8 protein-coding genes are annotated in these 10762 nt (G+C 73.2%); 5 read left to right on the top strand and 3 right to left on the bottom strand.

The genetic code is table 11. From position 1 onward, the window contains the following. Window positions 1–493 precede the first annotated feature (493 nt). Entirely contained in the window at window positions 494–2620 is a 2127-nt protein-coding gene (locus tag BIU97_RS03985; protein WP_071257447.1) for a DEAD/DEAH box helicase, read from the top strand. A 128-nt stretch (window positions 2621–2748) separates the two neighbouring features. On the opposite strand, the gene BIU97_RS03980 is transcribed toward BIU97_RS03985, so the two are convergent. Beyond that, window positions 2749–3021: a mycoredoxin gene (locus BIU97_RS03980; RefSeq protein WP_071257451.1), complete on the bottom strand. Its 273-nt coding sequence runs from the start codon at window positions 3019–3021 to the stop codon at window positions 2749–2751. Window positions 3022–3087: 66 nt separating this feature from the next. Here BIU97_RS03980 and BIU97_RS03975 point away from each other — a divergent pair, with 66 nt between their 5' ends. The 3 genes from BIU97_RS03975 to BIU97_RS03965 are packed head-to-tail and all read left to right on the top strand — an operon-like array spanning window position 3088 to window position 5776. Beyond that, window positions 3088–3414, top strand: a complete 327-nt coding sequence (locus BIU97_RS03975; RefSeq protein ID WP_071257454.1) for a PadR family transcriptional regulator — start codon at window positions 3088–3090, stop codon at window positions 3412–3414. Further along, complete coding sequence (locus BIU97_RS03970) at window positions 3411–4250, top strand: hypothetical protein (protein WP_071257457.1); 840 nt, start codon at window positions 3411–3413, stop codon at window positions 4248–4250. The genes BIU97_RS03975 and BIU97_RS03970 overlap by 4 nt, the downstream gene beginning before the upstream one ends. Then, window positions 4247–5776 carry a CYTH domain-containing protein gene (locus tag BIU97_RS03965; RefSeq protein WP_071257460.1) on the top strand — a complete coding sequence of 510 codons (1530 nt, stop codon included), beginning with the start codon at window positions 4247–4249 and terminating at the stop codon, window positions 5774–5776. The genes BIU97_RS03970 and BIU97_RS03965 overlap by 4 nt, the downstream gene beginning before the upstream one ends. A gap of 136 nt (window positions 5777–5912) precedes the next feature. On the opposite strand, the gene BIU97_RS03960 is transcribed toward BIU97_RS03965, so the two are convergent. After that, window positions 5913–8084 (bottom strand): S9 family peptidase, encoded by a 2172-nt coding sequence (locus tag BIU97_RS03960; RefSeq protein WP_071257464.1) that lies wholly within the window; start codon window positions 8082–8084, stop codon window positions 5913–5915. Between the two features lie 50 nt (window positions 8085–8134). Continuing rightward, complete coding sequence (locus BIU97_RS03955; protein ID WP_071257503.1) at window positions 8135–9331, bottom strand: Fic family protein; 1197 nt, start codon at window positions 9329–9331, stop codon at window positions 8135–8137. Window positions 9332–9533: 202 nt separating this feature from the next. Here BIU97_RS03955 and BIU97_RS03950 point away from each other — a divergent pair, with 202 nt between their 5' ends. Continuing rightward, window positions 9534–10733 (top strand): amidohydrolase, encoded by a 1200-nt coding sequence (locus tag BIU97_RS03950; protein WP_071257507.1) that lies wholly within the window; start codon window positions 9534–9536, stop codon window positions 10731–10733. Window positions 10734–10762 lie beyond the last annotated feature (29 nt).

Below are 10762 nucleotides of genomic sequence, written 5' to 3'. Positions count from 1 at the left end.
GCCTCCCGTCCGACGTCAGGTGACTCTGGCGCGAACGCGACAGGCGCACGCGGAACGTTCGCGGGAAGCTGTCGCTCTCGCGGAGTGATCGCGACAGACCGGGGTGCGACGCGCGCGGGTGGCGCGCCAGTCGCCTCCGTCGGGGGTCCGGGAGTAAACTGACGGCGCACGCACCGCGTTCCCGCGTGCCGCGTCGATCCCGGACGCAGCCGTCGGTCACTTGACCGACGCGGGGACCGGGCCGTGACCGCCTCGTGGAGGCGTCGCGTGCGTGTGACGACGCCGGATCCCGGCGCGGACCGTCGCACCCGGCGCTGAGCAGGCGCTCGCGGTGGAACGGCCCGCGGGAGTCCACCGGACGTCCCGATGCGGGGACCGGCGTACTGGCGGGCCACGGTGGCCCGCGGAGACACCGGAGCCGCGACGGGCGCCGGTGCAGGACTTCCCGCCCTCGGGCGGCTCGCCCGCACGAACGGGCGGAACAGGAGGAGCGTTGGCTCGATCAGGCACCCGGCGAGCTGCCGGCGGGACGCGGACCGCGTCACGTCGCACCCGGCCGCTGGACAACGACGGCGTGATCCCCGTCCTCGCCCGCGCAGTGCGCGAGGTCGAGGCGGCGGCGCAGCGCGGACCGCTCAAGGCGTCGAACCGGACGAAGTTCCAGGCCGTCGCCCTGCTCATGCGCGAGGAGCGCGCGCGGGTGAAGGCGGACACCGACCTCACCGACGCGCAGCGCGCCGAGCAGCTCAAGCGGCTCGACGGCGTGGCGACGATCCTCGCGAAGACGGCGGCGCGGGACACCAGCGTCATCCAGCTCCTCGCCGAAGAGGTGCAGGTCTCCGAGGCGACCCGCGCGGTGAAGCGCGACATGATGATCGCCGGCGGCATGGAGCTGCAGCCGGAGGACCTCGTGATCGCGGCGGAACCGGCGCCCGTCGTCGAGACGCCGGTGCGCGCGGTCGTGCCGCAGGCCGTCGTGCAGCGCCAGCTCGCGAACCCCTTCATGGCCCCGGACTTCGCCCTCGCCGACCAGCCCGTCGCGCACCCGCGTCGCCTGGCGAACTGGGAGCTGTTCGGCCCGCTGTTCAAGTCGTTCGAGTACGGCGCGGGCGGGGGAGCGGCGTCGATGCCGCTGCCGGAGCCGACGTCGCTGCACTCGCGCTCGGGCACCACGCTCATGAAGCACCAGGCCGAACTCGTGGCCGCCGCGTCGCAGGGGCACCGGACGTTCCTGCTCGCCGACGAGCCGGGCCTCGGCAAGACGGCGCAGTCGCTGCTCGCCGCCGACGCCGCGAACGCGTTCCCGCTGCTCGTCGTCGTGCCGAACGTCGTCAAGACGAACTGGGCCCGCGAAGCCGAACGCTGGGTGCCGAACCACCGCGCGACGGTCATCCACGGGGACGGCAACGACCTCGACGGGTTCGCCGACATCGTCATCGTGAACTACGAGATCCTCGACCGGCACGCCGGCTGGCTCGGGAACTTCGGGTTCAAGGGCATGGTCGTCGACGAGGCGCACTTCATCAAGAACAAGGACTCGCAGCGCGCCCGGTTCGTGCTGCAGATCGCCGACCGCATCCGGCAGCGCACCGCCGCGCCGCTGCTCATGGCGCTGACCGGTACGCCGCTCATCAACTCGGTCGAGGACTTCCGCACCATCTGGGAGTACCTCGGCTGGATCGACGACAAGAAGCCGCGCGCGAAGCTCATGAACGAGCTCGAGGAGATCGGCCTGACCCCGGCCGACCCCGGGTTCTTCGTCGAGGCCCGCCGCGCCGTCATCGACCAGGGCATCGTCCGACGCCGCAAGGTCGACGTCGCCGCGGACATCCCGGCCCGCCGGATCGCCGACATCCCCGTCGAGCTCGACGGTGACGAGGGCCGCTCCATCCGCGACGCCGAGCGCGAGCTCACCGCGAAGCTCGTCCGCCGCTACCACCAGGCGCTCGACGCCCGCACCGGGCAGGACCCGGTCGTCGGCATCGACCACAAGCTCGTCCGGCAGGTCGCGCGCTGGGAGCTCGAGGACCAGGACGCCTCGTCGACCGGCGAGAACGTGTTCTCGATGGTCCGCCGCATCGGTCGCGCCAAGGCGCAGCTCGCGGCCGACTACGCGGCGCAGCTCGCCTCGAACGTCGGCAAGGTCGTGTTCTTCGCGAAGCACCTCGACGTGATGGACCAGGCGGAAGAGGTCTTCGCTCGCCGGGGCCTGCGCACCGCCACGATCCGCGGCGACCAGACCCCGACGCAGCGCACGGCCGAGATCGACGCGTTCGTGAACGACCCCGACGTCGCCGTCATCGTCTGCTCGCTCACCGCGGCGGGCGTCGGCCTCAACCTGCAGGTGTCGTCGAACGTCGTGCTCGCCGAGCTGTCGTGGACGAGCGCCGAGCAGACCCAGGCGATCGACCGCGTGCACCGCATCGGGCAGGAAGAGCCCGTCACCGCGTGGCGCATCATCGCCGCGCAGACGATCGACACGAAGATCGCCGAGCTCATCGACTCGAAGGCGTCCCTGGCCGCCCGCGCGCTCGACGGTTCCGACGAAGAGGTCGTCGACTCCGGCGACATCCAGCTCGACGCGATGGTCGCGCTGCTGACCGAGGCGCTCGGGGGCTAGCGCGCGCGTCGCGCGGTGCGGGGGCGGCGCGCGTCGCGCGTCGCGCATTCGTCTCGCACGACCGAAGTCCGTCCGGACCACGCGATCACGCGGTCCGGACGGACTCGTGTCGTGCGGGGCTCCGCCGCTCAGATGCGGGACTGCACCTCGGCGAGCGACGGGTTCGTCGCGGTGCTGCCGTCCGGGAACACCAGGGTCGGGACGGTCTGGTTGCCGCCGTTGACCTCGGCGACGAGCTCGGCCGTGCCCGGCGTCTGCTCGATGTCGACCTCGGTGAAGGGCACGCCGGCCTTCGACATCTGGTTCTTCAGCCGGGCGCAGTAGCCGCACCAGCTCGTCGTGAACATCGTGACCCCGCCGGCGTCGGGGGTGAACTGCTCGCGGGTGATCGTGTCGCTCATGGCAGCAGGCTAACCCCTTCTCCTGAGGGGCTTGCGGCGCTTGTTCTACATAGGTAGGTTCACTGCATGGAACCGATCCGACGCGTGACCGCCCCCACGCTCGACGTGCTCGAGGCACTGCTCGCCGGGGACGGTCCGACCTGGGGGCTGCTCGTCATCAAGGCGACCGGCAGGCAGGCCGGCACCGTGTACCCGATCCTCGAGCGGCTCGAGCGACAGGGGTGGGTGGCGTCGTCGTGGGACGACGACGCCGACCGCCCCGGCCCGCGCCGGCGGTTGTACGAGTTCACCGCGGACGGCGTCGTCGCCGCGCGGGAGCTCGTCGCCGCCCGCCCCGCGGCCGCAGTGTCCACCCGGGCTGCCCGGCCGTCGAGCCGGCCGGTGACCCCGTGAGCGCACTCGACCGGGTGCTGCTGGGAGCGGCCCTGGCGGCCTCGCCCGCAACGCACCGCGCTGCACGACGCGAGCAGTGGACCGCCGACGTCCGCGACGCCCGCGAACTCGACCTGTCGCCGACCGCACTCGCCTTCGGCGCCCTGACCACCGCGCTGTTCCACCGACGCGCACCGCACCGATCGTCCTGGGGGGACTCGATGACCACACTGCCCACGCCCGTCCGCGCCGCGCCGCACACCATCCGCACGATCCCCGTGCTCATCGCACTCGCCGTGCTGTCCTTCGTGGTCGCCGCCGGCGTCCTCGCACTCCTGCAGCGGTACAACGGCCTGCCCGAGGCGCGTCCGGTGTTCGACCTGGTCGGCGTCGGGATGGCGGTGGTGCCGGGCCTCGCCGTCGCGACGAGCCTCCTGCTGGCGTCCGGCGTCCCGCGTCGGCGTCGTGGCCTCGGAGTGATCGCGACACTCGCCGTCGCCGCCGTCTGGTGGGCGGTCACCGACGGGACGCTGCACGTGCCCGGGTACGGGTCGCTGCAGGTCGGGCTCGTCGCCGCCGGGTTCCTCGCGGCCTGGCTCGTGACGCTCCGCCGCCCACTGTGGACGCTCTCGCTGCTCGTCCTGCCGTTGGTCGCCACCGTCGTGGTCACCCCGCTCGCGAACGCGGTGATCGCCGTCGGGCTGTCCTACTCGGTCATGACCCTCGTGTGGTGGGCCGGGCAGCTCGTCCCGTTCCTCGTCGCCGTCGTCGCCGGGGTGGTGGCCTCGCGGTTCTCCACGGATGCCCCGGTGGTGGTCGAGCCGCACGGTGAAGCCCTGGTAGACAAGAGCGTGTGAGCGACACACACCTCGAGATCGAGCGCACCTACGACCTGCCGACGGGCGGTGCGCTGCCCGACCTCGTCGGGGCGGGTGGCATCATCCGCACCGAGCACCAGGAGCCGTTCGAGCTCGACGCGACCTACTGGGACACCGAGCGCTACGACCTCGTGGCATCGCGGGTGACGGTCCGCCGCCGCACCGGGGGCCCGGACGCCGGATGGCACATCAAGCGCTCCGAGTCGGACACGGTGCGGCACGAGCAGCACTTCCCGCTGACCGACGACGCCGACACCGTGCCGACCGAGGTCCTGGCCGCCCTGTTCACCGAGCGTCGCGGCCGCGGCCTGCGCCCCGTCGTCCGCATCACGACGACCCGCACCGTCACCCGGCTCCTCGACGAGGACGGCGACCAGGTCGCAGAACTCGCCGACGACCAGGTCACGGCCCAGCGGCTCGACGACGAAGCGCCCGAGACCCCGCGCACCTGGCGCGAGGTCGAGGTCGAGACGGTCCCGGGCGTCGACGCCCAGGTCGCGCACGAGCTCTTCGCGGCACTCGACGGACGCTTCGCGGCCGTCGGTGCCGGCCCCGCCGCCGTCGCGTCCAAGCTGGCACGCGGGCTCGCCGGCGCACCGGCACCGCGCCTCCGCACCGAGGAGAAGCCGGACAAGGGCACGACCGCGCGCGTCCTCGCGAAGCGGCTGCGGAAACTGCGCACCGCCCTGCTCGGCCAGGAGGCCCGGCTCCGCTCCGGCGACACCGCCGACCTCCGGCAGACGGCCGCGACCACCCTCGAGATCGCCGCGATCCTCGACTCGTACCGCCCGGCGTTCCCCGACGGCGACGCCGTCGACCGCGCCGCCCAGGCCGCCGACGACCTCGCCGCCGTCACCGCGCGCGCCGCGCTGGCCGAGTACCTCATCGACCGCCTGCCGCGTGCGTCCACCCCCGCGCAGGACGACCTCATCGACGCGATGACCCGCGAGCGCATCCTCGCCTCCACCCGGGAACGCCGCGACCAGGCCGTGCGGGACGTCGTCGCCTCGCTGCACGGCGAGCCCTTCCTCGAACTGCTCGACGCCCTCGACGACGCGGTGGAGCGCCCCGCGCCGACGGAGTGGTCCCTCCGCTCGCCGAAGAAGGCCGCGCAGGACGTCGTCGCCGTCGTCAAGCCGCACGTCCGCGAGCTCGTGCAGGCCGCCGTGGCCGACGACGTCTCGGACACCGCCGCCGAGCGCGAGGCCGCCGACCGCGCCACGACCGAAGCCGCCTGGCAGGCCACGATGCGGGCCCGGCTCGCGATGGACGTGCTCGGCGACGACGCCTTCCCGCACGCGCTCTGGAAGCGCATCGGCACCGCGGCCGACGTGCTCACCGAGCGGGTGCGCTCCCTGCACGCCCTCGACACGCTGCGGACGAACGCGGCGATCGCGGAGCGCGGGGGCGAGGGCACGTTCGGCTACGGCGTCCTCGCCGGCGACCGGGTGCGCCTGGCGGACGAGTCCTACGACGAGGCGGTGCACGCGCTCAACCGCGTGTGAGCGCGCTGCGCGCCGCGTACGGTGCGTGCGCTGCGTGGTGCGTGGCGCGTGCGCTGCGCTCGCTCGGTGAGCAGAAGAGGTCGGGTCCCACGTCCGGACCCGACCTCTTCTGCTCACGGAGTGCGACGGAGCATGCTCAGCCGGCGGCGATCGGGCTCGCCGACGCCGCCGCGGGCGTCTCGTCCGCCAGCCCGAGCACGTCGAGGAGCCAGGCGAGCTCGAACGCCCGCTCCTTCCACGACGCGTAGCGACCGCTGACGCCGCCGTGGCCGGCGGACATCTCCGTCTTCAGCAGCACCGGTGCCCCGACCTCGCGCAGCTTGGCCGTCCACTTCGCCGGCTCGACGTAGAGCACGCGGGTGTCGTTGATCGAGGTCACCGCGAGGATCTGCGGGTACTGCACGTCGTCGCGGACGTTCTCGTACGGGGTGTACTCGCTCATGTAGCGGTAGACCTCGGCGTCGTGCAGCGGGTCACCCCACTCGTCCCACTCGATGACGGTGAGCGGCAGGTCCGGGTCGAGGATGCTCGTCAGGGCATCGACGAACGGCACTGCGGCCAGGATGCCGGCGAACCGCTCGGGCGCGAGGTTGGCGACCGCGCCCATCAGGAGCCCACCCGCGCTGCCGCCCTCGGCCACGAGCCGGTCCGCGCTCGTCCGGCCGGACTCGATCAGGTGCTCGGCGACCGCGACGAAGTCGGTGAACGTGTTCTTCTTCGTCAGGGTCTTGCCGTTCTCGTACCAGTGCCGGCCCATCTCGCCACCGCCGCGCACGTGGGCGACGGCGAACACGACGCCGCGGTCGAGCATCGACAGGCGCATGACGCTGAAGCCGGGGTCGATCGAGTGCTCGTACGAGCCGTAGCCGTACAGGTGCAGCGGGGCGGGCGTGCCCTCGTCGACGGCGTCGCGGCGCCACACGAGCGACACCGGGATCCGGGTGCCGTCCGCGGCGGTCGCCCAGTCGCGCTCCTGCACGTAGTCGGCGGGGTCGTACCCGCCGAGCACGGGCTGCCGCTTGAGGACGGTGACCTCGCCCGTCGCCAGGTCGAGGTCGCTCACCTCGGACGGGGTGACGAACGACGTGTACCCGATGCGCAGGGTCGGCTGCTCCCACTCGGGGTTGCCGCCGAGACCGGCCGAGAAGAGTGCCTCGTCGAACGGGACCTCGTGCGCGTCGCCGTAGCCGTCGCCCTCGATCGGGATGATCGCGATGCGGGGGAGTGCCTCGGAGCGGTACTCGAGCGCGAGGTGGCCGGCGAAGGCGTCGACCGACTCGATGCGACGTTCGCTGTGGTGCGCGACGACGACGCGGCGGTCGCGGTCCGAGGTCGGGTCGTCGGCGGGGACGTCGACGAGCTCGAAGTTCTCGGCACCGTCGTTGTGCAGCACCAGGAACCGGTCGCTGCCGCCGACGATGGCGTGCTCGATCTCGTACTCGACGCCCTCGCGGCGGGGCCAGACGACCTGGAACTCACCGGTCGGGTCGGCGGCGTCGAGGACGTGCGCCTCGGACGTGATCTTCGAGCCGAGCTCGATGACGATGTACTGCGAGGACCGGGTCACGCCGACCCCGACCCAGTAGCGGTCGTCGGGCTCCTCGAACACCAGGACGTCCTCGGTGGCGGCGGTACCGACCGCGTGCCGCCAGATCTTGTCGGGACGCCAGGACTCGTCGACCGTGGGGTAGAAGACGTAGCGGCCGGCCGGGTCGAACGTCGCGCCCGCCCCGGTGTTCGGGATCGCGTCGCCGAGGTCGGTGCCCGAGGCAAGGTCGCGCACGTGCAGGGTGTACCGCTCGTCGCCCTCGACGTCGATGCCGTAGACGAGTCGGGTGCCGTCGTCGCTGATGTCGTAGGTGCCGAGCGAGAAGAACTCGTGGCCGTCGGCCAGGGCGTTGCCGTCGAGGACGACCTGCTCGCCGGGGAGCGTCGACTCGCCCTCGGGGACGGCGGGCGGGGTCCAGTCGTCGGGGCCGGCGATCGGCGCGCGGCAGTGCACGCCGTACTGGCTGCCCTCGGCGGTGCGGGTGAAGTACCACCAGTCGCCCATGCGCACCGGGACCGAGAGGTCGGTCTCCTGCACGCGGCTCTTCACCTCGTCGAAGACGCGGTCGCGCAGCGCTGCGAGGTGGTCGGTCGCGGCGGCGGTGTGCGCGTTCTCGGCCTCGAGGTAGGCGAGGGTGTCGGGGGACTCCTTGTCCCGCAGCCACTCGTAGTCGTCGACGAAGTCGATGCCGTGGTGGGTCCGCGTGACGGGCCGCTTGGCGGCGCTGGGCGGGGTGGCCTGGGTGTGCTCGCTGCTCACCGTCCCACCCTATTCGAGTGCCCTGACGCAGGCCCTGCCTCCGCCCGCGCTCACGCCGCCGCGCCACGCTCGCACACGGCGGCCTGCACGCGCTGCTCGAAGGCCTCGAGCTCGGTGACGACGGCGGGTGCGACCCAAGCCCGGTCCCGTCGGCGGCGGGTGACGGGGCGGAGCACACCGGCCCGGACGAGGTCGTCCGCGACGCGGTCGGGGTCGGCCCCCGGCACCAGGTCCTGCAGGTGGTCCTCGGTCAGCACCGGATCGGCCGCGAGGGCCCGTCCGACCGCGGCGTGCGGGGCGGAGGCGCACGGCCCGGCAGCCCGGTCGGCCTCGTGCTCGGCGAGCAGCAGTGCGGTGAGCGAGGCCTCGTCGCACACCGTGCCGAGGGCGAGTGCGAGGTCCACGACGAACTCGTCGACCCGGCCCGCGCGGTAGCGCTCCAGGTGCCGGAAGTAGCGCTCGCGGTCGGCGGCCAGCGCGGTCGCGATCGGTGCGGTCACGGTGGTCGTGACGCCACGCCGCCGCAGGACCGCGCCGATCAGGGCACGCCCGATGCGACCGTTGCCGTCGGTGAAGGGGTGGATCGACTCGAACTGTGCGTGGGCGATCGCCGCCTGTGCGACCGGGTGCAGGTCGACGCGGTGCACGAACGCGAGCAGGTCGGCCATGAGCGGTGGGACGAGCTCGGGCGGCGGCGGGACGTACGTCGCCAGCCGGGGCGTCCGGCCGCCGCCGATCCAGTTCTGCACGTCGCGCCAGCGGCCGGCGTACCGACCGTCGACGGGGTCGTCCCGCATGAGCCGCCGGTGAGCGTCGAGCAGGGTGGCCTCGGTGACCTCGCCGGAGTCGGCTGCGGCGACGAGCCCCTCGACGGCCCCGGCGGCGCGGACGACCGCGGTGGCGCCCGGGTTCGCCCGGACCCCGACGAGCGCCCGTGCCAGGTCGTCGACCGAGGCCGACTCGTCCTCGATCCGGGACGACGCCAGGGCCTCGGTCCGGCCGAGCACGAGGCCGAGCGGCGCGAGGCGCGATCCGTGGTGGACGTCGAGCGAGCGGAGGGCGGCGGCGCTCCGGTCGAGCAGCGCCAGCGTCCGGGTGTCCGGCCGCCACCGGACCCGGGCGATCCGTGGGGGCAGGGCGACCCGGACGCTCGTCAGCTGACGGTCGGCCCGAGGGCCCCGGGACGCACTGCGCCACGGTCGGTCGGCGTGCCCGTGGACGGGCCAGGTCTCGCTCCGGTGTGCCATGCGGCGACGCTAGGGCCTGCTGCACGCCGGACGCCAGGCATCGGTATTTCGCAGCCACGACGACCACGACCACGACCACGAGCACGAGCACGCGCACGCGCTCGCGCTCGCGCTCGCGAGCACGCGCACGCGCACGCGTACGCGCACGACCGGACGCCTGCGCCCGACCACGACGACGGCGCCCTCGCGTAGCGTCGGTGGCATGAGCAACTCCTTCGCGATCACCGGTGCCCACGTCGTCCCCGTCGCCGCCCCCGCCTTCGACGGCGGTGCCGTCGTCGTCGAGGACGGCCGCATCACCGCCGTCGGCCCCGACGTCACCCCGCCCGAGGGCATGCCGGTCGTCGACGCCGCCGGCTCCTGGCTGCTGCCCGGCTTCGTCGAGTCGCACGGCCACGTCGGCATCCACGAGGAGGCGAACGGCGAGGCCGGCAACGACACGAACGAGATGACCGGCCCGAACATGGCCGGGGTGCGGGCGATCGACGCCGTCGACATCGACGACGAAGGCTTCCGTGACGCGCTCGCCGGCGGCATCACGAGCATCGTGGTGAAGCCCGGCTCCGGCAACCCGATCGGTGGGCAGACCGTCGCGATCAAGACGTGGGGCGGTCGCACGATCGACGAGCAGCTCATCTCCGACGCGGTCAGCGTGAAGAGCGCCCTCGGCGAGAACCCGAAGCGGGTCTACGGCGGCAAGGGTCAGACCCCGTCGACCCGGCTCGGCGTCGCGAAGATCATCCGCGACGCGTTCGTCGAGGCGCAGCACTACCAGGCCGCCCGCGATGCCGCAGCCGCGAAGGGCGAGCCGTTCGCGCGCGACCTCACGAAGGAGACGCTCGTCCGGGTGCTCGACGGCGAGCTCGTCTGGGACCAGCACACCCACCGCCACGACGACATCGCGACCGCCGTCCGCCTGTCCGAGGAGTTCGGCTACCGCCTCGTCGTGAACCACGGCACCGAGGCGCACAAGATCGCCGACGTCCTCGCCGAGAAGGACATCCCCGTCATCTACGGTCCGCTGTTCACGAGCCGGTCGAAGGTCGAGCTGCGCGACCGCGGCATCCCGAACCTCGCGACGATCGCCGCCGCCGGCGTCCGGGTCGCGATCACCACGGACGCGCCGGTCGTGCCGATCAACATGCTCGTCGACCAGGCGACCGCCGCCGTGAAGGAGGGCCTGCCGGCCCAGACCGCGCTGGAGGCGCTGACGGTCAACCCGGCGGACTTCCTCGGCTTCGGTGACCGCGTCGGCCGCCTGGCGGCGGGCTACGACGCCGACCTCGTCCTGTGGGACGGCGACCCGCTCGACGCGTCCAGCCGCGCGACGCGCGTCTGGATCGACGGCCGGCCCGTTTTCGAGTGGGCCGACGGAGCCGGGGTCACCACACCGCGCTGGTGACGCCGTGGAGGCCGGGAGGCCCGGGTCGC

This window comes from Curtobacterium sp. MCBA15_009 (assembly GCF_001864895.1).
In the GTDB taxonomy this organism is placed as follows: Bacteria; Actinomycetota; Actinomycetes; order Actinomycetales; family Microbacteriaceae; genus Curtobacterium.
The sequence above is the reverse complement of the archived record's forward strand: the minus strand, read 5'-3'. Positions and strand labels throughout refer to the sequence as shown.

Bases quoted from the DNA above. Each gene is read 5' to 3' on its own strand.
- BIU97_RS03980 (WP_071257451.1), bottom strand. From the start codon at position 3,021: ATGAGCGACACGATCACCCGCGAGCAGTTCACCCCCGACGCCGGCGGG.
- BIU97_RS03975 (WP_071257454.1), top strand. From the start codon at position 3,088: ATGGAACCGATCCGACGCGTGACCGCCCCCACGCTCGACGTGCTCGAG.
- BIU97_RS03955 (WP_071257503.1), bottom strand. From the start codon at position 9,331: ATGGCACACCGGAGCGAGACCTGGCCCGTCCACGGGCACGCCGACCGA.
- BIU97_RS03950 (WP_071257507.1), top strand. From the start codon at position 9,534: ATGAGCAACTCCTTCGCGATCACCGGTGCCCACGTCGTCCCCGTCGCC.